This is a genomic window from Frankia tisae (assembly GCF_025403405.1).
In the GTDB taxonomy this organism is placed as follows: domain Bacteria; phylum Actinomycetota; class Actinomycetes; order Frankiales; family Frankiaceae; genus Frankia; species Frankia tisai.
In genome coordinates, this window is sequence record NZ_JANEZT010000046.1 from 1 (window position 1) to 26,216 (window position 26,216).

The following is a 26,216-nucleotide window of genomic DNA, read 5'->3' on the forward strand; positions in this document are numbered from 1 at the left end:
GGTGCACGGTGAGGGCGTGCCCGGGGCTCATCAGTCCGGGAGCGGGCTGGTTGAGGAACCCGTCGGCCAACGCGACCAGCGCGTCGGCGTCACGCTTGCGGTCCCGAGCCGTGAACACGCTGTCTCCGTCGGTGGGCACCTCATCGGCCTCATCCGTCCCGGCCTCGTCTGCCTCGGCATCGCTGGTGGTGGTGAGGGGGGTGGTGGTGTCGAGGCTTGTTCGGGCTGTTTCCAACGCGGCGATCAGCCGGGCGCCTTCATCCGGAGGCAGGACCGCGGTCACATGGAGCATGCCATCGTCGTCGGAACGCCACACCAGCCGCTTCGCCGCCCGCAGGATCCTGTTGTCGCCGCGGGCCTGCCGGACTGACCGTGCCAGCCGTTCGATCTGCCCGGCGGTGCAGAACCGGGCATGGGTCAACCACACCTGCTCGGACCGCGCATCGGCGACCCGGGTCACCGCCCGCACCTTCGAATACGACAAGGTCCCCGCCGCGAACGCCGCGCGGATCGCGGGAAGCTCCTCCAACGCGTGCGCGGTGGCGAGTTGCTCCCGGGCGGCGCGTAGACCGATCCCGCACCGCCATGCCAGCCAGTGGGCGCAGGACGCGATCCCGACCCCGGACCAGCCTTCCCGCCGGTCGAACGCCGCCACCGCCAGCAGCCAGCCACACGTTGCCGCCGCGATCCGCCCCGCCCACCGGCAGATCACCTCCTCCACCTCCGGCAGCGGTGCGGCCTCCACATCCACCCCGATCAGGGCGGACGCCACCGACGACGCGGACGGGACAGTAGGAGACGGGACTGCGGACGCTTCCATCATCATGATCACCGGGCCAGGGGTGTCGACGAACAAGCGGACACGAGGATCGTCGCACCCACCACCGACAAAAACCGGCCCATGATCCACCAGGGTGGGTTGGCCAGCCCCAGACCTGGCAACGTTGACGCGGCGCCGAATCCGGCCGACGGGGAGCCCTGGAATCGATCATGGTGTTCCGCGGAACCGTCCGCCGGGTGCCGGCCGCGCCGAACCAAGATGATCAAAGTGTTCCGTGGAACCAGGCAGCCCGGTTTCCGGCCAGATCCGGACGGCCGGACCACGGCTTGACACGGAATCGTGCCGCGCGCGGTGGGAGTCGGGTTCCCGACCGCGCGCGGCACGGGCCTTCAGCGCAGGCCGGAGCGGACGAAGCCGCTCACGACGTGGCGCTGCAGCACCAGGTAGATCACGAAGATCGGCAGGCAGGCCAGGCCGGCGGTCGCGGTCAGCGGGCCCCAGTCGTCGCCCTCGGTGGAGCTCATGAAGCTGCGGATGCCGAGCTGCAGCACATCGTTGTGCCGCTGCAGGACCAGCGCCGGCCAGAAGTACTCGTTCCAGGAGTTGACGAGCAGCAGGATGCCCAGCGCCGCCAGGGCCGCGCGCAGGTTCGGCACGACCACCGTCCACAGCGTCGACCAGGACGACCGGCCGTCCATCCGCGCCGCCTCCAGCAGCTCCTTGGGGAAGCTGTCGAGGTGCTGGCGCAGCAGCAGCACGCCGAGCCCGGAGACGATGTTCGGGACGATCACCCCGGACAGCGTGTTCAGCAGCCCGAGCTGGTGCAGCAGCACGTAGTTCGGCAGCATGGCGACCTGGAACGGCACCAGCCAGCTACCGACGAAGGCCAGGTAGAGCACCCGCTTGAGCGGGAAGTTCCAGGCGGCGAAGGCGTACGCGGCGAGCAGGCTGGTCAGCAGCTGCCCGAGCGCCGTGAGCACCGCGACGACGGTGGTGTTGAGCAGCAGCCGCAGGACGTCGACCTCGTCGATCGCCGTGCGGTAGCTGTCGACGGACAGCGGCCACGGCAGCGGGTTGACCTCGTAGACGTCGTTCGGTCGCCGCAGCGACGTCGCGTAGAGCCAGTAGATCGGGAACACGCAGGCCAGGCCGAGCGCGGCCAGGGTGAGATGGCCGACGACGACGCGCGTCCTCGACCGACTCCCCGGCATCACCGGGACGTCGAAGTTGGTCATCGGCGCGCCCTCTCAGTCGTCGTGGATGGTGACGCGCTCGGAGATCCACAGCAGCACCGCCGCCACCAGCCCGAACCCGAGGAAGAACACCACGCCGGCTGCCGAGGCGAGGCCGGCGTCGAAGCTCTGGATGCCGTACTCCCAGAGCAGGTAGTAGACGTTGGTGGTGGCGTCGACCGGACCGCCCTGGGTGAGCGAGTCGATCAACGGGAACGTCCACTGGGGCGCGAACAGCAGCACCGTGGACAACACCAGGAACACCAGCGTCGGCGACAGCAGCGGCAGCGTCAGCCAGCGGGTGATCTGCCAGCGCGACGCCCCGTCGATGGAGGCGGCCTCCGCATAATCGCTGTTGATCGAGGCCAGGCCGGCGGCGACCACGACCACGGCGAACCCGAGGACGTGCCAGCCGGTGATGCCGGTGATGGCGATCAGGGCGGGCCACCGTTCGTGGAACCAGTTCACCGACGAGCCCGTAGCCCGGTTCACCGCCCCGGAGCGGGGGCTGAGCAGCCACTGCCAGACCGCGGCACTCGCCACCGGCGCGACCAGGAACGGCAGGAAGATCAGCGCCTGGTAGAAGCTGCGCGCCCGGCCGCGCACCTCGCGGGAGAGCAGCCCTACCAGGACCGGGATGACGATCGTGAACGGCAACAGGCCGATGATCATCAGCAGGGTCCGCCAGACCGATCCTCCCAGCTCGGGCAGGGTGAACAGCCGGTGGTAGTTGTGCCAGCCGACCGGGGTCGCGGGCTGTGTCGGCGACAGGTTCCACGAGTAGAACGAGTAGTTCGCCGTCTCCACCAGCGGGCGGTACGTCCAGACGACGAGCATGCCCAGCGCCGGGATGAGATACAGGTAGGGCACGACGCCGCGGCCGAGGCGGCGGGGCAGGCGCCGGGCGGTCCGGCCCAGGCCCCCGGCCGCTGCCGGCGCCACGATCGGCGCCGGCAGCGTGGGGGGAGCGACCTCGACGAGCATCCCGCTCATCCCGGGGTGGTCTGCGGCGTGACGCTGCGGATGAACTCCACCATCTCGGCCCTGTCGTTGTTGTAGACGTGGCCGGCGGGTGTCAGGGGGATCGCGGTGGCGACGAACTGGCCGTCGATCAGGTCGATCCGGCTGAAGCCGCCGCCGAGCAGGCCCCGCAGCCGGCCGTCGGGCGGCAGCGGGTCGGCGTCGTAGGCGAGCGCGGGGCTGATCCACACGGGGATGCCGGCGAGCGCGCCGGCGCCGGCGTGATGGGCGTGCCCGCTGAGGATCATGTGCACGTCGGTGCCGGCGACGACGTCGGCGAGCCGCTGGGCGGCGGCGAGCCGCAGCAGGTGCACGGTCGGCACCGGGGACGGCAACGGCGGATGGTGCACGATCAGCAGGGTGCCGCGGGGCGCCGGGGTGGCCAGCACACCGGCCAGCCAGGCGAGCTGGGCGTCGGTGAGCCAGCCGTCGTGGCGGCCCGGCGTGGTGGAGTCGAGGGCGACCAGGCGCAGGCCGTTGACCAGGTGGATGCTGTCGCAGGGATGGTCCGCGGGCACGTCGGCGCCGTTCAGGAGTTCGGCGCGGAACGCCAGGCGCTCGTCGTGGTTACCCATCGTGTAGACGACGGGCGCGCCGAGCTTCGCTGCCAGCGGGTCGATGATCTGGCGCAGCCGCCGGTAGGAGGCGGGGGAGCCGTCGTCGGCGAGGTCGCCGGTGAGCAGGATCCCAGCGACCGGACCGGTCGAGGACGCCACCGTCGCGGCGACCGTCTCCAGCAGGGCGAAGGTGTCCACGCGGTCGTGCATCAACTGGCCGGCTGGCAGCAGGTGGGTGTCGCTCACCTGGATCAGGGTCAGCTCGGCCGGTCCGGTCGTGGTCATCGGGGTTATGCCTTCGGGAGCAGTGCGGTGCCCTGCTTCTGGGCGGCGGTCAGGGTCGACTGCGCGTCCGCGCCCTGGTACACGATCTTTTCGACCGCGTCCATCATCCCGTCACGGACCTGGATGTAGTTGACGCCGGGAATCGAGATCCACGGCTCCATCCGGTCGAGCTGAGCGATGTTCGGCTTGATCAGCGGGTTTGTCTTGGCCCATGCGGCGAGCCCGTTCGGGTCGTCGACGAGGCCGGTCCGCAGCGGCAGGTAGCCGATCTTGGTGGAGATCGTCTTGTAGGCGTCCTCGCTGGTCAGGAATTTGATCAGCTCCCAGCCGGCGCGCTGCTTGGCCGCGTCGTTGGAGAGCACGAACAGCGACGCGCCGGAGTTCGTCGGGACGGTCGGCTTCGCGCCGAAGCTCGGCATCGGCGCGGCGCGCAGGTCCCACTTGCCCTTCGAGCCCTTCACGAACGTGCCCTGGACGGAGCTGGTCTCCAGGATCATGCCGATGTTGCCGGCGGCGAAGCTCGTGTAGGCCTCCTTCTGGCCGAGCACGGGGGTCAGGCCGTCCTTGACCAGGCCCTGGGCCATCTGGACGGCCTGGACGGCGGGGGGCTGCGAGTAGGCCAGGGCGGTGCGGTTCTCGGAGATCACCCGTCCGCCGTTGGAGCGCACCAGGCTCTGGAAGCACCAGTCCTTGGCGATCTTCGTGAGGCAGTCGAGGTACACGCCGTCGTGGTCGGTCTTGTCGACGATCGCCCTGGCGTCCTGGCGAGCCTCGTCCCACGTCGTCGGCGGCTTCGTCGGGTCGAGACCGGCCTCGGTGAAGATGGAGGCGTTGTAGTACAGCACCGGGGTGGAGAAGACGAACGGCACCCCGAAGGTCTTGCCGTCCCAGTCACCGAGGGTCCGCGCGGTCTTGGCGTAGGGGTACTTGGCGCCGTCGAAGTTCGCCTGGACGGCGTCCTTGCCGACCAGGTCGTCCAGCGGCTTCACCTTGAGGGAGTGCACGGCGAAGTCGAGGTCGCTGAAGCCGAGCTGCACCACGTCCGGCGGCGAACCGGCGGCGATCTGGCTCTGCAGGCTCGACACCGTGTCGGTGGCCGGGTTCGGGCTGGAACCCTGCGGCTTCTGCGCGGTGACGTGGATGTTCGGGTGCGCCTTCTCGAACTTGCCGATCAGCTCGTTGAAGGTGTCCGTCCAGGCGCCGGCCTGACCGAAGTTGTAGCTCTCGAAGACGATGGAGACCTTCTGGTCCTGGCCGAGCTCGGGGATCTTGCCGGTGGCCTTCGTCGTTGTGTCGTCGCCACCGCCGCCGGGCGAGCCGCAGGCGGCCAGGACGGACAGTGCGGTGGCGGCCGACAGGACCACCAGGGAGAACGATCTCCGGGCGAACGGTCTTTTCACGTGCTGCTCCTCGGCGAGGTGACGGTGCGAGCGGGTGAGCTGTGGTGGGCGTCAGGTGGCGACGGCGACGCGGGCGGCCGGGACCGAGGCGTCCCGGTCCGGCCGCCAGACGAGCCGGCGTCCCGACTCCCGGTCGAACAGATGGGTGTGCTCGGGGCGGACGGTCAGGACGACGCCCTCGCCGACGGTGAAGCCGGCCGGCCGCCGGGCACGCACGGCCACCTCGGCCGTGCCGACGCGGCAGTGGGCGATCTCCTCGCTGCCGAGGTTCTCGATGGTGCGCACGGTGCCGCGCAGCGTCGCCTCGGGGGCAGCGCCGTCGCTCGCGGCCGGCCGCAGGCTCAGGTGCTCGGGGCGGACGCCGAGGACGGCGGGTCGCCGCACCGGCTCGCCCTGGTTAGCCGGCTCGCCCTGGTTACCCGGCTCGCCGAGGTCCAAGGGCACGTCCACGCCCGCGGCGACCGCGTGCAGCCGGCCGTCGCGGGCGACGACCTCGGCGTCGAGCAGGTTCATCGGCGGCGAACCCAGGAAACCGGCGACGAACGCCGACGCCGGGGTGTCGTACACCTCGGTCGGCGTCCCCACCTGCTCCAGGCGGCCGCGGTTGAGCACGGCCACCGACGTCGCCATCGTCATCGCCTCGACCTGGTCGTGGGTGACGTAGACGAACGTCCGCCCGAGCCGGTGGTGCAGCTCGGTGATCTCGGTGCGGGTTGCGGTGCGCAGCTGGGCGTCCAGGTTCGACAGCGGCTCGTCCATCAGGAAGGCACCGGGGTCGCGGACCAGGGCGCGGCCGAGCGCGACGCGCTGGCGCTGGCCGCCGGAGAGTTCCCGCGGCCGGCGGTCGAGCAGCTTGCCGAGGTCGAGAACGTCGGCGACCTCGGCGACCCGCGCGGAGATCTCGACCTTGCGCTGGCGCCGGGTGCGCAGTGGGAACCCGATGTTGCGCGCCACGGTCAGATGCGGGTAGAGCGCGTAGCTCTGGAACACCATCGCGAGGTCGCGGTCGCGGGCCGGGGTCTCGGTGACGTCGCGCCCGTCCACGAGTACCCGGCCGTCGTTGGGCGGGACCAGGCCGGCGATCATGCGCAGCAGCGTCGACTTTCCGCAGCCGCTGGGGCCGAGGAGAACCAGGAAATCGCCGTGGGCGACGTCGAGGCTCACCCCGTCGACCGCCCGCACGTCACCATAGCGGCGCGTGACGTTTTCAACGGTAATGCGGCTCACTGGCTCCCCCTGTGATCCGGCGGCATCTGCCAAACAGCTTTTTATGTCCTGCGCGCGCAGAGGCCGGACCAGTGCCGAACCGGGCTGTCCCCTGGCCGATGAATTCCCGGCGCCCGGTCCGTGTACGTGTCGATTAATTCCGTGTCCACGAGCAGATGCAGTTCAGCACGGCATGGTGAATTGGTGGTGAACGGATCGCGACGAATATGTCGGTGACGGCGCTCGATTGGAGGTTCCTATGGCGCGAGAGGAATTGCTACTGGGGCGGGCCTGCGGCGGTCGCGGATCCAGGCGGCGACCGCCGGGCCGATGACGGCGGCATCCCTCGTCCAGGCGAAGTGGTCGCGGTGGGCGACGCCGGCGGAGGCGGTGATGTGCCACCGGTCGAGGCGGGCCCGGGGCATGCGGCGGCAGAGGAAGTCGACGTTCGACTTCGGCCCGAGCCGGTCGTCGTCGAGGGAGATGGCCAGCACCGGCAGGTCGAGGTCGGCGAGCAGCCGGTCGTAGTCGCGGGTCGTCCCGGCCGGCCGGTAGCGGCTGGTGCGCGAATGCCGGGCCCAGTCCGTCATCACCCGGCCGGGCATGGCGCCGCCGATGAGCATGCCGCCCGGCCAGTAGCCGCGTACCCGCGCGACCAGGCCGATCGTCTGGATCTTCACCAGCGCCTCGGCCCAGCGCCGGAAGCCGAACGCCTTCCAGTACACGGTCCCCGTCCCGATGACGCAGACGCCGGCGATCGGGCCGTCCTGCGCGGCGGCGGCGTGCAGCAGGGCGATCTGGCCGCCGAGGCTGTGCCCGAACAGGTACGGCCGCGACCCGGGGAACCGGGTCCGCACGGCGGCGAGGACGCGCGGCAGGTCGACCTCGATCAGCTCCCGGTAGCCGAAGGTCGGCTGCTCGTGCAGGCCGGGCGTCGACTCGCCCTGGGCGCGCAGGTCCGTCGTCACCACCGACAGACCTGACGCGTGCAGGGCCCGCGCGATCGGCAGGTAGAACTTCGCCTTCAGCGCCATCGCCGGCAGGATCAGCACGACCGGCGCGCCCGGGTCGTCCTGCGCGAGCACCCGCAGCACGAACGACACCCCGCCGACGCTGTCGACCCGCAGCGACTCCAACGAGGAGAACTCCGAGCGTCGCGGCGGGGCAGACCCGGTCACGGGGCAGCCGGGGCGGCCGGGGCGGCGAGTTCGGCGACGTAGGCGAAGCGGAAGGTGGCGACCAGGGCGCCGGCGGCGTCGCGCAGCACCGCCTTGCCGTCGAGGTCGACGCGTTCGCCGGGCCCGGCGGCGAGCACCTGGCGCACCGCCCGCTCGTCGACGGTTCCCACCGCGCGCACCAGCCCGCGGGCGGGCCGGCGGAACGACGACCAGCTGTCGCGTACGACGAGCCATTCCACGTCCGCGATCCGGCTGGCCGCCGCGCCGACGAACGCGCACGCCCCGGCGATGTCCGCGGCGAGGAACTGCGCGCCGGCGTGCACGGTGCCGAACTGGTTGGTCAGCTCGGGGCGGTCGGGGATCTCCACGACCGCGTGGTCGGCGTCGACGTCGGTGACCTCGACGCCGACGAACGCGCCGAAGGGCACCACCGTGTTGGCCATCCGCCGGATGTGTTCGAAGTCCGCGGCCGCCTTCCCCGGCTGGGCGAAAACCGAGAATCCGGGCGCTGCCGGGCTCAGGACTGCCGGGCTCAGGACTGACGGGTTGCTCATCTGGGTCTCCTACCGTGTGATGGACCTGAACCGACACCGGACGCGGTTCCGCGGAACACCAAGATCCTTGGAACTAGCCGAGGCGGCGGAACACCCGCCGCGCCACCGAGGCCCGCAGCACCTCGGAGGGACCCTCGTAGATGCGGAAAGCGCGCGCCTCGACGAGGAAACGGGCCACCAGGTGGTCCTCGCAGACGCCGAGCCCGCCGAAGAGCTGCACGGCCCGGTCGAGTACCCGCCACACCGCCTCGGACACGAACGTCTTCGCGATGGCGGCGTCGTGGCGGGCGATCGAACTGGTCGCCCCGTGGGCATCCAGCGCCGCGGCGGTGGCATGGACGAGCGCGCGGGCCGCGGCGATGTCGATCTCGTTGTCGGCGACGAGCGCCTGCGCCATGCCGTGCTCGGCGATGGGGGAGCCGAAGGAATGGCGCCCCAGCACCTGCTCGGCGGCCAGGCGGTGCGCGCGCACCGCCAGGCCCAGCCAGTTCATGCAGAACGTCAACCGGGACGGGGCGAGGCGCGCCTGGGCGTACTCGAGCGCCAGACCCACCTCGCCGAGCACGGCGTCGTCGTCGACCCGGCAGTCGTCGAAGGCGACCTCGCAGTGGCCGCCGGGGGCGCTGGTGAAGTCCAGCGTCGGCATCCGGCGCACCACCCGCATGCCCGGGTTGTCCCCGTCGACGAGGAACATCGTCGGGCCGGCGCCGGTGCGGGCGACGCAGATGGTGAAGGCGGCACCGTCCGCGCCGGTGATGAGGTGCTTGGCGCCCGTGATCGACCAGCCGCCGGGGACCCGGGTGGCCAGCGTGCGCAGCATGCTCGGGTCGGATCCGGTGCCCGGCGCGGGTTCGGTCATCGCGATCGCCGAGCGCACCTCGCCGGCGGCGAGTGGCGCCAGGTAGCGTTTGCGCTGGTCCGGGGTGGTGGCATCGACGAGCAGATGGATGTTGCCGTCGTCCGGCGCCCAGCAGTGCAGGGCCAGCGGCCCGATGAGGCTCGCGCCCGCCGCCTCCAGCACGTGTGCCTGCCCGCGGAAGTCGAGCCCGAAGCCGCCGTACTCGACGGGCGACAGCGGGCCGAACACGCCGGCGCCCTTCGCCGCCCCGACCAGTTCCAGGCGCAACGCGTCGTCCATCCGGCGGCCGTCGACGACGATCTCGCGTTCGACGGGGATGACGACGTCCCGGATGAACGTCGCGGTCCGTTCCGCCAGCAGCACGGGATCCGGCGGGCTCGATGCTTCGGACGGCCTGACGATTTTCTCGCTCACGGTTGCTCCCACCGGTGACAATATGCTGCGTGCGGGGTCATTGTTGCGGTGAACCGCGTGTTCGGTCGCCGGCCATCGACGTTTCCGATGGGGTGATTGCCGTTGTATTGGTCGCTGTTCTCCTGGTGGTCGACATGAGACGGTTCGTCAGTGAGTTCGGAATCTCGTTGGACGGTCCTTCGGGTGGACACCGCGACCCTGGCAGCAGAGAACGTGCTGGTAGTCGCACTGGTGGACCCGCGAGGAGAAGCTCTCGAGACCTGGGCGCCGGGCGCCCACGTAGATATTCGCATACCGGCTGGCCAGATCCGCCAGTACTCGTTGTGCGGTGATCCGTCCGATACCAGGTCATGGCGAATAGCGGTGCTCCTGGAGGAGAAAAGCAGGGGCGGATCGCGCTACTTCCATGAACAGGTCGTGAAGGGTTCGGAAATCGAGGTCGGCGCGCCACGAAACAATTTCCCGCTGGTGGCCGGCGGGTCCTATCGGCTGGTGGCCGGCGGCATCGGGATCACCCCCCTGCTGCCGATGCTGGGAGAGCTGGAGCGCCGCGGCGCCGACTGGCGGCTCTACTACGGCGGGCGGGCGCGGCGGCGGATGGCCTTCCTGCCCGAACTCGCCCGCCACCCCGACCGGGTGCGGGTGCTGCCCGAGGACACCGAGGGTCTGCTGCCCGTCGACGACGTCGTCGCCGAGCTCGACGCCGACTCGCGGCTGTACTGCTGCGGGCCGGAACCGCTGCTGGCCGCCACCGAGCGGGCGTTCGCCGCCCGCGGCGTCGGCACCCTGCACATCGAGCGGTTCCGCCCCCGCCAGCTGGACGGCCTCGACGGCGGTGAGGCCGAGCAGCGGGACTTCGACGTGCTGCTGGCGAGTTCCGGGCGGCGGGTGCGGGTGCGGGCCGGCCAGTCGGTGCTTGACGCGCTCGACCGCGCCGGGCTCGACGTCCCCTCCTCCTGCCGGGAGGGCACCTGCGCGAGCTGCGAGACGACCGTGCTCGACGGCGAGGTCGACCACCGGGACTCGGTGCTGTCGCAGGAAGAACGGGCGACCGGATCCACGATGATGATCTGCGTCTCCCGGGCGCACTCGGAGCGGCTGACCCTTGACATCTGACCGCCAGGCCCCGACCACCCCGACCACCCCGATCATCCCGATCACCCGCTCCGGGCACGCCGTCGTCCTCGGGGCGGGTGTCGGCGGACTGCTCGCCGCGCGGGTCCTGACCGAACACTTCGAGCGGGTCAGCGTCCTCGACCGCGACAACCTGGCCGACCTGGCCGACCTGGCCGACCTGGCCGAGCTGGCCGACGTGTCGCCCGCGGAGCTTGGTGCTCGGCGTGGGGTGCCGCAGGCCGGGCATCTGCACGCGTTGATGGACCGGGGCCGCCAGATCCTCGAGGACCTGCATCCGGGCCTGGTCGCCGAGCTCGTCGACGCCGGCGCGCCGACCAGCGAAGCGCTCGTCGGCGGCCGCTGGTACCTGCAGGGACGCCGCGTCGGACCGGTCCCGACCGGGCTGACCTCGGTGCTGGCCAGCCGGCCACTGCTGGAACGGGAGCTGCGCCGGCGCACGGCGGCGCTGCCCGGCGTCCGCGTGCTGGCGAGGACGGCGGTGGTCGGACTGGTCGGCGCCGCGCCGGGCGGGGCCGTCACCGGCGTGCGGATCCGTGCGGGTGACGGCGACGGCGCGCCGACGGTTCTCGCGGCCGAGCTCGTGGTCGACGCCAGCGGGCGCAACTCCCGCACCCTGGACTGGCTGGCCGCAGCCGGGCACCCGACGCCGCCGACGTCACGCGTCACGGTGGATCTCGGCTACGCCTCCCGGCTCTATCGGCGCCGCCCCGAGCACCTCGACGGCGACCTCAGCGTCATCATCGCCACCACCCCGGGCCTGCGCGGCGGGGGCGCGGCCGCCGTCGAGGGCGACCGTTGGATCGTCACCCTCGCCGGTTTGCTCGGCGAGCATCCCCCGACCGACCACGACGGATTCTGCGCGTTCGCCCGGCGGCTGGTGGCCCCGGACATCGCCGACCTCATCCACGCCGCCACCCCCCTCGGCGACGCCGTGCCGTACCGGTTCCGGGAGTCGGTGCGCCGGCACTTCGAGGCCCTGCGCCGCCCACCCGACGGCCTGGTGGTCATCGGCGACGCCCTGTGCAGCTTCAACCCGCTGTACGCGCAGGGGATGACGGTCGCCGCCCAGCAGGCGCTCGTCCTGCGCGACTGCCTGCGCTCGGGCCTCGGCGGCGGACTGCCGGGCCGCTTCTACCGCGCGGTCGGCCCCGTCAACGACGTCGCCTGGGACATGGCGGCCTCGTCGGACCTGCGTTACCCCGCGGTGACGGGCCGGCGCACCCTGCGGGGCCGGGTCACCGGAAGCTACGCGGCGCGGGCGCAGCGCAGCGCGCACCGTGACCCCGCCGTCGCCCGGACCCTCATGCGCGTCGTGCACCTGACCGAGCCGCCCGCCGCGCTGCTGCGCCCGGCGCTGGCCGCCCGCGTACTCGTCCCCGGGGCCGTCGGGGGGCGCGCCCGTCCAGCACCTCACGGTCCGTCGTAGAAGGAGCTCAGCATGGTCACCGTCCAACCCACGCCGTCCGAAGTTCAGGCCCCGCTGCTCACAAAGCTGTTCGATCCCGCGAACCGGGACGACCCCTACTCCGTCTACACCGAGCTGCGTGCCGCCGGCCCGCTGCACACCGCCGCGTTCGGCCTGCGGGTCGCCAACCGCTACGCGGACTGCGCGGCGGTACTGGGCAGCCAGGAGTGGGGCCACGACCGCGAGCCCCACCACCTGCACCCGACGATCCCCGCCGAGGCCTTCCCGGCGTCCTTCCTGTGGATGGAGCCGCCGGACCACACCCGGCTGCGCGGCCTGGTGACGAAGGCGTTCACCGCCCGGACCGTGGCGGCGCTGCGGCCCCGCATCTCCGCCCTCGTCGACGAGCTGCTCGACAACGCGCTGCGGGCGGGCGAGTTCGACCTCATCGAGACCATCGCCTACCCGCTGCCGCTGACGATCGTCTGCGAGATCCTCGGCGTGCCGGCGGAGGACCACCCGGCGGTGCAGGTCTGGTCGCAGGCGCTGGCCCGCGCCTTCGACCCCGACGTGCTGATGACGCCGGCGGCGCTTGCCGAGCGTAACCGCGCCATCCCCGAGTTCCTGGGGTACTTCCGCGAACTGGTCTCCCGCCGGCGCCGCGAGGCCCAGGGCGATGACCTGATCACCCAGCTCGCCGCCGTCGAGGAGGCCGGCGACCGGCTCACCGAGGAGGAGCTGCTCGGCACCTGCGTGACTCTGATCATCGCCGGGCACGAGACGACGGTGAACCTCGTCGGCAACGGGATGATGGCGCTGATCCGCAACCCAGACCAGGTCGCACTGCTGCGCGAACGCCCCGAGCTGATCGGCCCGGCGGTCGACGAGCTGCTGCGCTACGACTCGCCCATCCACATGAACACCCGGGCCGCCAAGCGCGAGCTGGTGGTGGCGGGCGAGGTCTTCGCCCCCGGCGAGGGAATCGTCGCGCTCATCGCCTGCGCGAACCGCGACCCGTTGGTATATGACGACCCGGATCGGCTCGACGTCACCCGCTTCCACACGTCGAAGCCGATCGCCCGGCATCTGTCGTTCAGCCTTGGCCACCATTACTGCCTCGGCGCGCCGCTGGCACTGCTCGAGATGGAGTTGCTGCTGGCCGGCGTGCTGCGGCGCGTCGCCGACATGGACCTGCTCACCGAGCGGCCGCCGTACAAGGCGAACATGCTCATCCGTGGCCTGGCCGAACTCCCCGTGCGTTTCCGCGGCGTCTGAACTACCCGGCGGCGGGGGAGAGGTCGACGGGCAGTGAGCGCAGCCCGCGGTGGATGAGGCTCGGCTGGTAGGACAGCTCGTCGGTGGCCAGCGACAGCGCCGGCGCCCGCTCGACCAGGGTGCGGATCGCGGTCGTCGCCTCCAGCCGGGCCAGCGGCGCGCCCAGGCAGTAGTGCAGACCGAGGCTGAAGCCGAGGTGGCGCGGGGAACGGCCGGGCTCGGCGTAGCGGGTGATGTCCAGGCGCTCGCCGCCGTCGAACACGCCGGTGTCGCGGCCCGCCGACCCCATGAGCACGATCGCCCCGTCGCCGCGGTGGAACCGGTGCTCGCCGACCGTGGTGTCGGTGAGCGCGACCCGCATCGTGAACTGGGTCGGCGTGTCGTAGCGCAGGATCTCCTCCACCGCCGACGGGGCCAGCTCGGGCCGTTCGCGCAGCAGGGCGAGCTGGTCGGGGTGGGCGAGCAGGGCGAGGATGCCGTTGCCGACCAGGTTGATCGACGTCTCCATCCCGGCGACGAGCAGCAGCACGCAGATGCCGAGCACCTCGGCGGCGGTGAGCACCTCGCCGGACTCCTCTACCGCGACGAGCCGGCTGAGCAGGTCGTCCTGCGGATCGGCCCGGCGGCGTGCGACGAGGTCGCGCAGGTAGGCGACGACGTTCGCGCCGGCGGAGTCGCGCCGCGCGGCGTCCTCGGCGGACAGCAGGGCGTCGGGGTCGGTGCCGCGGGCGATCGCCAACTCCCAGGAGCGCAGCATCTCGGCATCGGCCGCCGGCACCCCGAGCAGCCGCTGGCCCACCATCGCCTGGGCCAGCGGCGCGGACAGGTCCCCGATGACGTCGAGCCCGCCGGTGGCGAGCGCCCGGTCCACCAGCGTGTCGACCAGGCTGGTGATCATGGGGGTGAGGTCGGCGACCATCCGGGCACTGAACGCCTTGTTGACCAGGGTGCGCAGCCGCCGGTGGTCCGGCGGGTCCATCCGGATGAACGACCCGGGCAGGCTCGCCTGCTGATCCCAGAAGGGGCTGAGCCGGTCGACGTTGCCATGCCCCCACGCCTGGCTCTGCAGCACCGCGGCGCAGTCGGCGAACCGGGACATCAGTGTCACCTCGGCATCGCCCAGACGGACGGGGGTCGGCCCGGGGCCCTGACGCAGCTGACGGTAACGCGGGTAGGGGTTGATCTGGTGGGCGGCGTCGAAAACGTCATGGGCGTCGGCCCGGTTGCCGTCGGCCCGAATTCCGTCGATCTCCGCTGTGCTCATGAATCCCGCTCCTTCGTGGGCGCCACCCGGCCGGTGGACACGGGTGTGCGCGCGGAGAAATGCAGGTGGCGGGCGTTATCGTGGGTCGCCGGCGGCGAGGGGTCAAGAGCCCGTCGGCCCGGGCCCGGGATTCCGTATCGGTCGATAAGAGACGGATATCGAATGCGGTCGTTCTCCCGCCCCGGCCTAACATTCAATCGGTATGGGGAGAGCCTGGTATGACGGCTGAACACGTCGAGGTGGCCGTGGATGTGCGCGAGCTGTTCGACCCGCGGCGGCGCAGCGATCCGTACCCGCTGTACCGGGCACTGCGGGAGTCGGGGCGCTGCCACTGGTTGTCCCCGCAGGCACCCAGGATCGGCGTGATCATGCGGCACGGCGACTGCGTCGCCGCCCTGCAGGAGGGCGCCTGAGGCCACGTCCCGAACCGGCCGATGGCCCAGGCGCTGTCGGCCGAGCTGCTCGACCCGGCCGAGCGGGTCGCGCGCATCGCCCGCGACCCCGACCAGTTCGCGGCGCTGCGCGCGCGCCGCGATCCCGACGTCTTCGCGCGACCCGACGACTTCGACATCACCCGCTACGCCTCGGCCGCCCCGGCGGCGCGCCATCTCGGCTTCGGCCACGGCATCCACTACTGCCGCGGCGCCCCCCTCGCCCGCCTGGAAGCCGAGATCATGCTGGCCGCCCTGCTCGACCGGGTCACCCGGCTGGAGATCACCGCCGCGCCGACCTACCGGCCCCATCTCGCCGTCCGCGGTGTTGACGCGCTACAGGTCCGCCTCCACGCCCGCTGACCTGACCTCCACATGACCGTGTCAAGCCGTCGCGGTGGTGGGTGGCGGGCCTGCTGAGAATGCGGTCTTGCTTTTGACGTCTGTGTGACGCCATAATGACGTCATGGACCTTGCACCGTATGTCGAGAACCTTCGGCGGGAGCTCGCGGTCGCTGCGCAGGCGGGGGGTGCGGACGCGCTCGCGCTGGCCGAGCGGCTGGTCGGGCCGCTGGAATCGGCTGTCCGGCTTGCCCTTTTGGAAGCGTTGTCGGCGGCCGCGGACGAGATCACCCGCGAGCTGGCGCCGGGCTCGGTCGACGTGCGGCTGCGCGGCCGCGACCCCGACTTCGTCGTGACGCCACCGCCGCCGTTCCCGTCGGCCGAAAGTGACGTCATTTATGACGTCAACCGTTCCGTCGGGGTCGGGCCGGCGGGTGGTCTGTCCGCCGAGTCCTCGCCTGCCGTCGTGGCACCGCCGCCCGTCGTGCCGGAGGGCGACGAGGGGCGTACGTCGCGGCTCACGCTGCGCGTCCCCGAGCATCTCAGGCCACGCATCGACGAGGCGGCCGACCGCGAGGGGCTGTCCGTCAACGCCTGGCTCGTGCGCGCCGTCGGCGCCGCGCTCGACCCCGGCCCCGTGCCCGGGAGCCCCGGCGGGCGGGGAGCCCGGCAGCAGGGGCGCCGTTACAGCGGCTGGGTGCGCTAGAGCGGCGTGATCCGACTTTCCAGAACCCGGGCCCGGCCCTTCAAGGAGGAGATAGACCATGCCGAGTTTCGACACCCCCGAACCGATCCACGCCGTCATCGAACTGGGCGCCGGTGGCCTGCAGATCCGGGCGGGCGATCGCGCCGACACGGTCGTGGAGGTGCGCCCGGCCGAGCCGTCCAGCGACGCCGACGTGCAGGCCGCCCGGGAGACCACCGTCGAGTACGCAGACGGCCGGCTGACGATCCGGGCGCCGCGCAGGCGCCTGAGGTCCCTGTTCGGATCCGGCGAGGCGGTCGACGTGACGGTCGACCTGCCCACGGGCTCGCGGGTCGACGCGACCGCGCCGGGAATCCGGGCCGCGGGCCGCCTGGGCGACTGCGTGGTGCAGGCCGCGCGCGGCGGCGTCGACCTCGACGAGACCGGCGACCTGCGGTTGAGAACCGCCGGGGGGGACGTCCGCGTCGGCCGCTGCCGCGGTCACGCCGACGTCGGGACCGCCAGGAGCGCGATCCGGATCCGGCGGCTCGACGGCACGGCGGTGATCCAGGCCGCGCGCAGCGACATCACCATCGGCGAGACGGCGGCGCCGGTGCGGCTGGCCAGCGGCGCCGGGTCCATCGACGTCGACCGGGCGCAGGCGAGCGTCGACGCCGTGTCCGGCTCGGCCGACATCCGCATCGGCGAGGTGGCGCGGGGCACGGTCAGCCTCGTGACCGGATCCGGCCGGCTCGACATCGGCGTGCGCGAGGGCACCGCCGCCCTGCTGGACCTCCGTACGGGCGACGGCAGCGCGCGCAGCGACCTGGCCGCCGTCGACCGCCCCGCCCCGTCCGACGAGACCGTCGAGATCCGTGCCGTCTCCGGCCGCGGCGACATCCTGGTCCACCGCTGCCGGCCCGACCTGCCACCGGTGCTGGCCAAGTAGATCTCTCTCCCCACTGATGGACCGTCTACCTCGGCCCACCCGGCTCCGGAGTCAGGTTATGAATGGGTGAAGCGACGGTGTCGCACCGCATTCGTCTGTTTGTCTCCTCTTCCTCTGCGCAGCACTGACCGTGGGCGGTCGGACCTCCTAACCTGGCGTGAATCTTCAGCGAGGGCCCGTGCTGATTCCTTCGTCAATGCCGGAGGTTCCACCTTGTCCGTTCTCACCCGTGTCCGGCGTTCGCGCCTGGCGCTGGGCTCCCTCGGCGCGGCCAGCCTGGCGGCCGCCCTGTTCGGGGTGTGGGCCGCCGCGCCCGCCCAGGCCGCGAGCCTGCCGGCGCCCGACCACGTCGTCGTGGTGATGCTCGAGAACCATGCTTACTCGCAGGTCATCGGATCCTCCAGCGCGCCGTACATCAACTCGCTGAAGAGCGGCGGCGCGAACCTCACCGCCTCCTACGGCCTGACCCATCCCAGCCAGCCCAACTACGTCGCGCTGTTCTCCGGCGGCACCCAGGGCGTCACCGACGATGCCTGCTACACCCCGGGATTCAGCAGCGCCGCCAACCTCGGCTCCGAACTCATCGCCGCCGGCAGGACGTTCGGCAGCTACAACGAGGGCCTGCCGTCGGCCGGGTCGACGGTCTGCACGAACAGTTCCACCAAGTACGCCCGCAAGCACAACCCGTGGTTCGCCTTCAGCAATGTGCCGACGAGCACCGCACACACCTTCGCGCAGTTCCCGACGAACTACACGACGCTGCCGAAGGTCTCGTTCGTCGTCCCGAACCTGTGCAACGACATGCACGACTGCTCGGTCGCCACGGGCGACACCTGGCTGCAGAACAACCTGGGCGCCTACGCCACCTGGGCGAAGACCCACAACAGCGTGCTCGTGGTCACCTTCGACGAGGACAACAAGCAGAGCGGCAACCGGATCCCCACGGTGTTCTACGGCCAGCACGTCACCGCGGGCAGCAGCACGTCGACGACGTACAACCACTACAACCTGCTGCGCACGCTGGAGGATCTTGCCGGCCTGACGGCGCACGCCGGCAACGCCTCGAGCGCTGCGGACATCACCGGCATCTGGAGCTAACGGCCCGTGTACGTCGCGGACACCCGCACCAGACCGGCAGGCCCGGGGGCCACCCCGGGCCTGCCGGCCCCGCCGCCGGCGACCCGGGCGCCGGCGGGCCTCGCGTGGCGGGCCGTGCCCGCCACCGTGCTGGTCCTCGGCACGGTCAGCCTCATCACCGACGTCTCCGCCGAGATGGTCACCGCCGTGCTGCCGCTGTACCTGGTGACCGGGCTGGGCCTGTCCCCGCTCGGCTTCGGCCTGCTCGACGGCATCTACAACGGCGCCAGCGCGCTGGTCCGCCTCGTCGGCGGCCACCTCGCCGACCGCGGCCGGCGCTACAAGTCGATGGCGGCCCTCGGCTACGGGCTGTCCGCGCTGTGCAAGCCGGCGCTGCTGATCGTGCACAGCGTGGCGGGGATCAGCGCCGTCCTCGCGATGGACCGCACCGGCAAGGGGCTACGCACGGCCCCGAGGGACGCGATGATCTCGCTGGCCGCCTCGCCGGAGGCCCAGGGCCGCTCCTTCGGCGTGCACCGGGCGATGGACACCGCGGGTGCCCTGCTGGGGCCGGTCGTCGCGATCGTCGTGATGCACGCGGCCGCCGACGGGTTCGACGCGGTGTTCACCGTCAGCTTCTGCGTCGCGGCGACCGGGGTCGTCGTCCTGCTGCTGTTCGTGCCCGGCCGCGTGCCCCAACCCGGGCCGGCCGAGAGCGGGCCGGGTGAGCAGGCGGCCGTGTCGCTGCGCGCCGCCGTGAGCCTGCTGGGCGACCGCGCGCTGCGCCGTCTCACCCTGTGCGCGCTGCTGCTGGGCCTCGCCACCGTCAGCGACTCGTTCCTGTACCTGATCCTGCAACGCGACCTGGACCTGTCCGGCGAGTGGTTTCCCCTGCTGCCGCTGGGCACGTCCGCGGCGTTCCTGCTGCTGGCCGTCCCGCTGGGACGCACCGCCGACCGGTTCGGCCGCTGGCGGGTCTTTCTCGCCGGGCACGGCGGCCTGCTCGTGGCCTATGGTCTTCTGCTCGCCCCGGCGGGGGGCGCGGCGCTGCCCGCCGTCGTGCTCGTCCTGCACGGCGCCTTCTACGCGGCGACCGACGGGGTGCTCATGGCGGCCGCGGCCGGGTCGGTCCCGCAGCGACTGCGGTCCAGCGGGCTGGCCCTGGTCCAGACGGGGCAGGTAGGTGCGCGCTTCGCCTGCTCGCTGCTGTTCGGTGCCGCCTGGACGGCCTGGGGTGACCACGCCGCCCTGGCCGCCGCCACCGCGGCGCTCGCGGCCTGCACCGCCGCGGCCGTCGCCCTGCGTCCCGGGCGGGCGGGCCTGCGTCCCGGGCGGGTGGCGCGGTGAGCGTCCGTGCCCGCCTCGCCGTCCTCGCCGCGGTCGTCATGGTGCTCGCCGGGGTCGCCACCGCGGCCGTGGTGCACGCCTCCGGCCGGGCCGCGGGGCGCGACCACCAGCAGGCCAGCGGGCCCGTGATCCGGCCCGGCCGGGTCGTGCTCGCCGCGCCGGCGGGGGAACGGCTGGTGTTCCGCTCGACGGCGTGGGGTCCGCACCGCGACGAGCTGGTGTCCGTACCGGCGGCGGACCCGGCGGGGCCCCGCACCGCCTCCGGCGTGCGCTGCCTGCGCTTCCACGCCGCCGGCGGCACCGGGATCTGCCTGCGCCGGGTGCCGGGCGCGGTGGGGGAGAGCTACCGGGCGGTGGTGCTCGACGCCGACCTGCGCGAGCGGCACCACTACCCACTGGGCGGCATCCCCACCCGGGCCCGGGTCTCGCCGAGCGGACGCATGGTGGCCTGGACCGTGTTCGTCAGCGGCGACTCCTACGCGGGCACCGTGTTCTCCACCCGCACGTCCATCCTCGACACCCGCACCTGGCGGCTGGAGGGGAGCCTGGAGGACTACCGGATCGTCCGGGACGGTCGGGCCTACCGCAGCCCGGATGCGAACTTCTGGGGGGTGACGTTCGCCGACGACACCCACTTCTACGCCACGCTCGCCACCGGCGGCCAGACCTACCTCGTGCGCGGCGACGTCACCGCGCGCACGGTCACCACCCTGCGGTCGAACGTCGAATGCCCGTCGCTGTCCCCGGACGGCACCCGGCTGGCGTTCAAGAAGCGGGTGGCGGGCCTGCCCGCGGACGCGCCCTGGCGGCTGACCGTCCTCGACCTGCGGACCATGCGCGAGACCGCGCCGGCCGAGCGGCGCAACGTCGACGACCAGGCGCTCTGGCTCGACGGCCGCACCCTCGCCTACGCCCTGCCCGGCGACTACGGCAGCGACCTGTGGACCGTGCCCGCCGACGGCGGCGGCAGCCCGCGGCGGCTGACCACGGCGGCACTGGCTCCCGCCGTGGTCGGCTGACGTGGCTCGGCTGACCGGGGCCCCTCAGGCGGACTTGCGGGGCAGGCTCCAGTAGTCGCGGTTGACGGCGATCCGGCCCTCGCGCAGCGAGCCGAAGGAGGACCCGCGGATGCCCGCCGGCTGCATGACCCACTCGATGGCGTAGGTGGCCCCGTCGGACAGGGTGGTCACGACGTCGTAGGTGGTGCCCGCCGTCTGGCTCAGCGCGTTGTCGATGAAGGCGCGGGCCGCGTCGGTCCCCGTGGCGCCGTGGCCCGTCGGGACGTCCTCCAGCACGACGTCCGGGGTCAGGGTGGCCAGGATCGCGTCGGTGTCCTGCTTGTTCCAGCCCGCGAAGTAGTCGTCGATGACGGTGGTGTCGCTCATGTGCGTGACTCCTCTGTGAGGGCGGGCCGCGCCTGGCCCGCCGGGTCGATCCGGTCGGCGACGGGCGGCGGCGCCGCCGGCACCGTCGCCAGCACCCGGCGCAGGGCGCGTTCGAGTGTCGAGAGGTCGTCCAGGCCCGGCCCGGTCATGCCCGCGGCGGCCAGGCTGGGATGCGTGCCTCCCGCCGCCATCAGACCCCGGGCCGCGAGCCAGCCGGTGAACAGCAGATAGGTGGCGGTGAACAGCTCGACCGCCGCGGGTTCCGGTAGGCCGGCGGCGCGCAGGATCGACAGCGCCGTGCCGGTCAGCCGGCCCGCCGCGGCGGAGGGTCGCGAGGCCGTCAGCGCCCGCATCCCCGTGCCGGGGTAGCGCCGGAACGCCTCGTCCATCGCCGTGACGAGCCCGACGTACTGGTCCACCCAGGGCACGGCCGGATCGATCTCGATGCGGATGTCGGCGGCGACCGCCTCGACGACCCGGTCGGCCAGGTCCTCGCCGCCGCGCAGGTGGTAGTGCACCGCGGGCGGGGTGACGCCGAGCTCGTCGGCGACGGCGCGCACGGTCAGGCGGTCGAGCCCGCCACGCTCGGTGACCCGCAGCGCGGCGTCGAGCACGTCGCGCTGGGTCAGCGGCGCCGGCTGGGTCCCGCCGCGCCTGCGTGCCACCGGCCGCCTCCCGTATCCGTCCTCGTCCTCTGGACCATCTTGGACAAGTCGATCGCCTCGGGCTCATTATGCCATAGTTAATCAGCGTGGCCATGACCCGAGGGAGGCCGAAATGGGCAGCGACAGCGACGGTGACAGCGACGTCGTCGTCATCGGCGGCGGGGTGGGCGGCTGTGCGCTCGCCACCCGCCTCGCCGCGGCGGGCCTGGGCGTGACGGTGCTGGAGCGCGAGCGCGTCTACCGCGACCAGATTCGCGGTGAGGCGATCGCGCCCTGGGGCTTCGGTGAGGCCGTCGAGCTCGGCCTGGGTGAGACGGTGCTCGGCACCGAGGGCGCGTCGGTGATCAGCCGGATGGTGCCCTACGACGAGATGCTCCCCGTCGCCCGTGCCCGCGCCGCCGCGATGGATCTGTCCACGGCGGTGCCCGGCGTGCCCGGGATCATCGGCGTCGGCCATCCGGAGCTGCGCGAGGCGCTGGCCATCGCGGCGACCAAGGCGGGGGCGACCGTCGTGCGCGGCGTCGGGCGCTCGACGGTCGAACCGGGCCCGGCCCCGGCGGTCACCTACGAACTCGACGGGGCACACCGCACCCTGCGCGCCCGGCTCGTCGTCGTCGCCGACGGTAAAAACTCCGCCACCCGCACGGCGCTGGGCATCCCACTCGCGGTGACGACCCCGCGGGTGATGCTCACCGGGCTGCTGGTCGACGACGGCGGCGCGTGGGATCGCGCCGAGACGACGCTCGGCGTCGACGGGCGCAACCAGTACGTTGTCGTGCCCCGCAGCGCCGGCCTGATCCGGCTCTACATCGCCCGGCAGGCGGACGACCCCGAGCGGTTCAACGGGCCCGAGCGGGTGGCCCGTTTCCTCGCGGCGTACCGCTCGCCGGCGCTGCCGTGCGGCGACGCGCTCGCCGAGGCGACCCCGGCCGGGCCGTGCGCTACCTTCCCCATGACCGACGCGTGGACCGACAACCCGCTGCGGCCCGGAATCGCGCTGCTCGGCGACGCCGCCGGCTGGAGCAACCCGGTCACCGCCCAGGGGCTGAGCATCACCCTGCGCGACACCCGGGTGCTCGCCGAGGCACTGCTCGACACCCCCACCTGGACCCCGGAGACGCTGCGCGGCTACACCGAGGAACGCGGCGAGCGGATGGCGCGGCTGCGGTTCGCCACCGCGCTGACCGATCTGCTGTCCGCGTTCGGCATGCCCGAGCGGGCGGCGAAGCGCCGGCGGATGACGAGGCTGCTGCGCGAGCGCCCGGACCTCGGCGCCGCACTCGGCGCCGTCCACGCCGGCCCCTGGGCGCCCCCCGCCGAGGCGTTCTCCCCGGACATCCTCACCACCCTCGCCCTCGCCTGACCCGATCGGGGAGTCAGCCGGTCGGGCGGGCGCCCGTGGCCAGGCGGCGCAGGAACTCCTCGACGACGTCGATGAGCTCCCCGACCACCTCGCCGGGCACGTCCGGGCTAAGCACGGCCGGCAGCTCGGTTTCGGCCGCGCCGGCGAAGCTGCGGGTGCTCAACCGGACCATCGACTCGAACATCGGGACCCCGAGGCTGGCGGCCTGCTGGATGTGGGGCCGCAGGAAGCTGGTCGGCTGCCCGCGGTAGTACTGGACCATCATGAGCACGACGCCGAGCACGTGCGGCTCGAGGCGTTTCGCCGCGGGATGCACGCCGGACTGCAGGTCCGCAACCCGGTTGTACTCCCAGACGTAGCGACGCAGCTTGCCGAGCAGATGCTCGATGCCGAGCGCGGAGAAGTTGTCCGGGCGGGCCGGGATGAGCACGTGGTCGCAGGCGGCTATCGCGGCGCGCGTCATCACCCCGAAGTGCGGCGGGCAGTCAATGAGGACCAGGTCGTAGTCCTGCATCCCGGGGGAGGCGAGCCCGGTGGCGAGGCGCTGGTAGACGTCGAAGTAGTGGCGGGTGGACCGGTGCGCCTGCGCGCCGCCGAGGTGGGCGGCAAGGTTCATCTCGATGTCACCGAGGGACAGGTGCGAGGCGAGCAGGTCCAGCGTGCCGCCGCGCTCGGCGACGGCGGCGGCGGCGATCGGCGGGTTGGTCACGTAACTCGCCAGCGGCGGCGGCATGGTCTCCGGTCGCCACGACTCGAACCAGGCCTTGACGGTCCTGCGATGCTCGGCGAGCTCGGTGCGCCAGACCTCCGGCTGGTAGAAGGAGAAGGTGAGGTTCGCCTGCGGGTCCAGGTCGATCAGCAGGACGCGGCGGCCCAGCCGGGCGATGGCGGCGCCGATGTTCGCGGTGAGCGTCGTCTTGCCCACCCCGCCCTTGTAGCTGGCGATCGCCACCACCTTCACCGCATCCTCGCTCCCGGTCGTGCGCCCCGCCCGACCGCGCGGTGACGTCTGCTCGTGCGTCGTCGGACCCGGCAGTGCTCCGTGTTCGGCCTACACGCAGACTACGACTGCTGCGGAATTGCCCCTATGGCCCGGAAAAACAACGCCGTGACGGCACGGCGCCCGGCCCGTCCCGGCCGGCGGGGTGGCCGAATCGGGCAACGCGGCCGCCACCCACGGTGGCGGTGCCGAGGCGTCCGCGCGGCCATCCGGGGGTGCCGAGCGTCGCGCGTGACGGTTCGTCCCGGTGATGTGGAGCCGGCGCGGACAGGCTCCTTCCGGCCGGTGGGCCGGCCGGATCGGGCACCCCTACGCCGGTCGATCACGGCTCCCGATCGTCACCACGGCCATCCAGACAGCGGGAAAGCCAGTCGGCCGCCGCGCGGAACTCGTGGTCCGTCACCTGCGAGCGCACGGACCCGGCCACGCCGTCGGCCCGTGGATACGACCCGAGGAACCGCACCTTCGGGCAGATCCGGTACAGCCCCATCAGGGCCTCACCGACCCGGCGATCGCTGGCATGCCCCTCCGCGTCGATGGAGAAGCAGTACTGGCCGAGGCCCTCCCCGGTGGGCCGGGACTCGATCCGCATCAGGTTGACCCCGCGCACGGCCCACTCCTGCAGCAGCTCCAGCAGCGCGCCCGGGTGGTTCTCGGTCAGCCACGCCACCGCGGACGTCTTGTCCGCCCTGGTCGGCGCGGCGATGCGGCCCGGGCGGCGGAGCAGGACGAAGCGGGTCGTGGCGTCGGCGGCGTCGTTGATGTCGGTCACCAGCGCCTCCAGGCCGTAGAGGCGTCCGGCGAACTCCCCGGCGAAGGCACAGTCGAAGCGCCCGTCGCGTACCAGGCGGGCCCCCTCGGCGTTGGACGAGGCCGACTCCCACTCGGCGTGCGGCAGGTGCGTCGCGAGCCAGCGGCGCACCTGGGCCTGCGCAACCGGATGGCCGGTGACCGTCTTGACGTCCTCCAGGGTGGTGCCCGGCCGCACGAGCAGGGCGAAGCTGATCGGCAGCAGCACCTCCCGGTAGATCATCAGGGGGTGTCCGGTGGCGAGCTCGTCGAGGGTGGTGGTCACGGCGCCTTCGACGGAGTTCTCGATCGGTACCAGCGCGCCGGCCGCGTCGCCGCTGCGTACCGCGTCCAACGCCGCCGTCACGGAGGCGGAGGGCACCAGCTCGGCGCTTGCCGCCTCCGGCAGCGTCTGGAGCGCGACCTCGCTGAAGGTCCCCTCGGGGCCGAGGTAGGTGTAGCGGGCCTGGGCAGGCAAGTCAGACCTCCTAGGACCGGATCGGGTGGTGCGGGTGGGGGTGCTCAGAGGTGGCGCAGCAGCGCGGTGGGGTCCTCGACGGCGTCGGCGACGAAGCGCAGGAACGCGCCGGCGGTGGCGCCGTCGCAGACCCGGTGGTCGAAGGTGAACGACAGCTGCACGACGCTGCGCACGGCCAGCGCGCCGTCCGCCACCCAGGGCCGGGAGACGATCCGGCCGACGCCGAGCATCGCCACCTGCGGGTGGGCGATGATCGGGGTGGAGCCGTCGACGCCGAAGACGCCATAGTTGTTCAGCGTGAACGTGCCGCCGGTCAGCTCGCCCGGGGTGAGCCGGCCGCCGCGGGCAGCCGCGGTCAGCCGGGTGAGCTCGGCGGACAACCGGGCCGTGGTCATGTCCTCGGCGTGATGCACCACGGGCACGGCCAGGCCGCGCGGGGTCTGCGCGGCAAACCCCAGGTGGACGCCGCCGTGGCGGCGCACGCCGGTGGCGCGGCCGTCGGAGTCGGTGACGACGGAGGAGTTCAGCTCGGGGGCGCGCAGCAGGGCGGCGACGCAGACGCGGGCCAGGATCGCCAGCAGCCCGATCCTTGGCTCGGCGCCGCCGGCGTTGAGGGCGTCGCGGGCGGCGAGCAGGCCGGTGGCGTCGGCGTCGACCCAGCAGGTGGCGTCGGGAACCTCGCGCCGGCTGCGGGTGAACGTCTCCGCCGCCCGCCGCCCGATCGCGTCCAGGGGGACGACGGTCGCGTCGGACTCGGCGAGGTGCGGCGCGGGGGCCTGCGGGTCCCCGACGGCGGCCTCGACGTCGCGGCGCATGATCAATCCGCCTGGGCCGGTGCCGGTCAGCGCCTGCAGGTCGACGCCGTTGTCGCGGGCGAGACGGCGCACGAGGGGCGACACGACGGCGACCGCGGTCCGCGCGGCCGACCCCGACGGCACCGCCGGCTCGGACGTTCCTGCCGGCTCGGACGTTCCTGCCAGCCCGGACGTTCCCGCCAGCCCGGATGATCGGGACGGCCCGGAGGGCATCGCCGGGCGCGGGGTCGGGATGGTGGCGCCGACCCGTCGGCGGCGCGGCCGGGCAGGCTCGGTGCTGACGCCGTAGCCGACGAGGATGTTGCCCGACCCCGACCCCGACC

General features: G+C 72.6%; 26 protein-coding genes. 11 read left to right on the forward strand and 15 right to left on the reverse strand.

All coding sequences use genetic code 11. The annotated features are described in order from the left end of the window. The 9 genes from NBZ85_RS06945 to NBZ85_RS06985 form a co-directional block, all read right to left on the reverse strand. A partial coding sequence (locus NBZ85_RS06945; RefSeq protein WP_438803066.1) for a DUF222 domain-containing protein occupies positions 1-820 on the reverse strand: 820 nt, incomplete at its 3' end. Between the two features lie 350 nt (positions 821-1,170). Beyond that, complete coding sequence (locus NBZ85_RS06950; RefSeq protein WP_261555037.1) at positions 1,171-1,992, reverse strand: carbohydrate ABC transporter permease; 822 nt, start codon at positions 1,990-1,992, stop codon at positions 1,171-1,173. 36 nt (positions 1,993-2,028) lie between these two features. After that, positions 2,029-3,006, reverse strand: coding sequence for a carbohydrate ABC transporter permease (locus NBZ85_RS06955; protein ID WP_261554999.1), 978 nt, complete (start codon positions 3,004-3,006; stop codon positions 2,029-2,031). Next, entirely contained in the window at positions 3,003-3,875 is an 873-nt protein-coding gene (locus NBZ85_RS06960; protein ID WP_261555000.1) for a metallophosphoesterase, read from the reverse strand. Before NBZ85_RS06960 ends, NBZ85_RS06955 begins: the two co-directional genes overlap by 4 nt. Before the next feature lie 5 nt (positions 3,876-3,880). Then, positions 3,881-5,275: an ABC transporter substrate-binding protein gene (locus NBZ85_RS06965; RefSeq protein ID WP_261555005.1), complete on the reverse strand. Its 1,395-nt coding sequence runs from the start codon at positions 5,273-5,275 to the stop codon at positions 3,881-3,883. Positions 5,276-5,326: 51 nt separating this feature from the next. Then, positions 5,327-6,502 carry an ABC transporter ATP-binding protein gene (locus NBZ85_RS06970; protein ID WP_261555007.1) on the reverse strand — a complete coding sequence of 392 codons (1,176 nt, stop codon included), beginning with the start codon at positions 6,500-6,502 and terminating at the stop codon, positions 5,327-5,329. 236 nt (positions 6,503-6,738) lie between these two features. Continuing rightward, positions 6,739-7,617 (reverse strand): alpha/beta hydrolase family protein, encoded by an 879-nt coding sequence (locus tag NBZ85_RS06975; protein ID WP_261555038.1) that lies wholly within the window; start codon positions 7,615-7,617, stop codon positions 6,739-6,741. A 38-nt stretch (positions 7,618-7,655) separates the two neighbouring features. Continuing rightward, a complete protein-coding gene (locus NBZ85_RS06980) occupies positions 7,656-8,213 on the reverse strand; it encodes a PaaI family thioesterase (protein ID WP_261555008.1) in 558 nt (185 codons plus the stop codon). A gap of 73 nt (positions 8,214-8,286) precedes the next feature. Next, on the reverse strand, positions 8,287-9,486 hold the full coding sequence (locus NBZ85_RS06985) for an acyl-CoA dehydrogenase family protein (protein WP_261555009.1): 1,200 nt from the start codon (positions 9,484-9,486) through the stop codon (positions 8,287-8,289). 183 nt (positions 9,487-9,669) lie between these two features. Between NBZ85_RS06985 and NBZ85_RS06990 the strand changes: the two genes are divergently transcribed. The 3 genes from NBZ85_RS06990 to NBZ85_RS07000 are packed head-to-tail and all read left to right on the forward strand — an operon-like array spanning position 9,670 to position 13,303. Continuing rightward, on the forward strand, positions 9,670-10,602 hold the full coding sequence (locus tag NBZ85_RS06990; RefSeq protein ID WP_261555011.1) for a PDR/VanB family oxidoreductase: 933 nt from the start codon (positions 9,670-9,672) through the stop codon (positions 10,600-10,602). After that, positions 10,592-12,049: an FAD-dependent oxidoreductase gene (locus NBZ85_RS06995; protein WP_261555012.1), complete on the forward strand. Its 1,458-nt coding sequence runs from the start codon at positions 10,592-10,594 to the stop codon at positions 12,047-12,049. Before NBZ85_RS06990 ends, NBZ85_RS06995 begins: the two co-directional genes overlap by 11 nt. Positions 12,050-12,061: 12 nt before the next feature. Next, entirely contained in the window at positions 12,062-13,303 is a 1,242-nt protein-coding gene (locus NBZ85_RS07000) for a cytochrome P450 (protein WP_261555013.1), read from the forward strand. Between the two features lies 1 nt (position 13,304). Here NBZ85_RS07000 and NBZ85_RS07005 read toward each other — a convergent pair whose 3' ends face one another. Further along, entirely contained in the window at positions 13,305-14,567 is a 1,263-nt protein-coding gene (locus tag NBZ85_RS07005) for a cytochrome P450 (RefSeq protein ID WP_261555014.1), read from the reverse strand. 218 nt (positions 14,568-14,785) lie between these two features. Between NBZ85_RS07005 and NBZ85_RS07010 the strand changes: the two genes are divergently transcribed. From NBZ85_RS07010 to NBZ85_RS07040, 7 genes are all read left to right on the forward strand, one after another. Beyond that, the gene (locus NBZ85_RS07010; RefSeq protein WP_261555015.1) at positions 14,786-14,980 is read left to right on the forward strand and encodes a hypothetical protein; all 195 of its coding nucleotides are present in this window, start codon (positions 14,786-14,788) and stop codon (positions 14,978-14,980) included. Positions 14,981-15,001: 21 nt separating this feature from the next. Then, positions 15,002-15,361: a cytochrome P450 gene (locus NBZ85_RS32570; protein WP_308204964.1), complete on the forward strand. Its 360-nt coding sequence runs from the start codon at positions 15,002-15,004 to the stop codon at positions 15,359-15,361. A 103-nt stretch (positions 15,362-15,464) separates the two neighbouring features. After that, entirely contained in the window at positions 15,465-16,046 is a 582-nt protein-coding gene (locus tag NBZ85_RS07020; protein WP_261555016.1) for a hypothetical protein, read from the forward strand. A gap of 58 nt (positions 16,047-16,104) precedes the next feature. Beyond that, positions 16,105-16,974 carry a DUF4097 family beta strand repeat-containing protein gene (locus tag NBZ85_RS07025; RefSeq protein ID WP_261555018.1) on the forward strand — a complete coding sequence of 290 codons (870 nt, stop codon included), beginning with the start codon at positions 16,105-16,107 and terminating at the stop codon, positions 16,972-16,974. A 213-nt stretch (positions 16,975-17,187) separates the two neighbouring features. Then, positions 17,188-18,072: an alkaline phosphatase family protein gene (locus tag NBZ85_RS07030; RefSeq protein ID WP_261555025.1), complete on the forward strand. Its 885-nt coding sequence runs from the start codon at positions 17,188-17,190 to the stop codon at positions 18,070-18,072. Positions 18,073-18,078: 6 nt separating this feature from the next. Continuing rightward, positions 18,079-19,398, forward strand: a complete 1,320-nt coding sequence (locus tag NBZ85_RS07035) for an MFS transporter (protein ID WP_261555027.1) — start codon at positions 18,079-18,081, stop codon at positions 19,396-19,398. Further along, positions 19,395-20,417: a TolB-like translocation protein gene (locus NBZ85_RS07040; RefSeq protein ID WP_261555028.1), complete on the forward strand. Its 1,023-nt coding sequence runs from the start codon at positions 19,395-19,397 to the stop codon at positions 20,415-20,417. The genes NBZ85_RS07035 and NBZ85_RS07040 overlap by 4 nt, the downstream gene beginning before the upstream one ends. A gap of 24 nt (positions 20,418-20,441) precedes the next feature. On the opposite strand, the gene NBZ85_RS07045 is transcribed toward NBZ85_RS07040, so the two are convergent. Together NBZ85_RS07045 and NBZ85_RS07050 are read right to left on the reverse strand one after the other, a co-directional pair. Continuing rightward, a complete protein-coding gene (locus NBZ85_RS07045; protein ID WP_261555029.1) occupies positions 20,442-20,783 on the reverse strand; it encodes a nuclear transport factor 2 family protein in 342 nt (113 codons plus the stop codon). Further along, positions 20,780-21,448 carry a TetR/AcrR family transcriptional regulator gene (locus NBZ85_RS07050; RefSeq protein WP_261555030.1) on the reverse strand — a complete coding sequence of 223 codons (669 nt, stop codon included), beginning with the start codon at positions 21,446-21,448 and terminating at the stop codon, positions 20,780-20,782. Before NBZ85_RS07050 ends, NBZ85_RS07045 begins: the two co-directional genes overlap by 4 nt. Positions 21,449-21,560: 112 nt before the next feature. On the opposite strand from NBZ85_RS07050, the gene NBZ85_RS07055 reads away from it, so the two are divergent. Then, positions 21,561-22,811, forward strand: coding sequence for an FAD-dependent oxidoreductase (locus NBZ85_RS07055; protein ID WP_261555031.1), 1,251 nt, complete (start codon positions 21,561-21,563; stop codon positions 22,809-22,811). 13 nt (positions 22,812-22,824) lie between these two features. Here the strand turns inward: NBZ85_RS07055 and NBZ85_RS07060 are convergent, their stop codons facing one another. The 3 genes from NBZ85_RS07060 to NBZ85_RS07070 all read right to left on the reverse strand — a co-directional run. Beyond that, a complete protein-coding gene (locus NBZ85_RS07060; protein WP_261555032.1) occupies positions 22,825-23,772 on the reverse strand; it encodes a ParA family protein in 948 nt (315 codons plus the stop codon). A 361-nt stretch (positions 23,773-24,133) separates the two neighbouring features. Continuing rightward, complete coding sequence (gene pheA, locus NBZ85_RS07065) at positions 24,134-25,078, reverse strand: prephenate dehydratase (RefSeq protein WP_261555033.1); 945 nt, start codon at positions 25,076-25,078, stop codon at positions 24,134-24,136. A gap of 44 nt (positions 25,079-25,122) precedes the next feature. Next, positions 25,123-26,216, reverse strand: a 1,094-nt coding sequence (locus NBZ85_RS07070) for a dihydrolipoamide acetyltransferase family protein (protein ID WP_261561677.1), incomplete at its 5' end; no start/stop codon positions are given.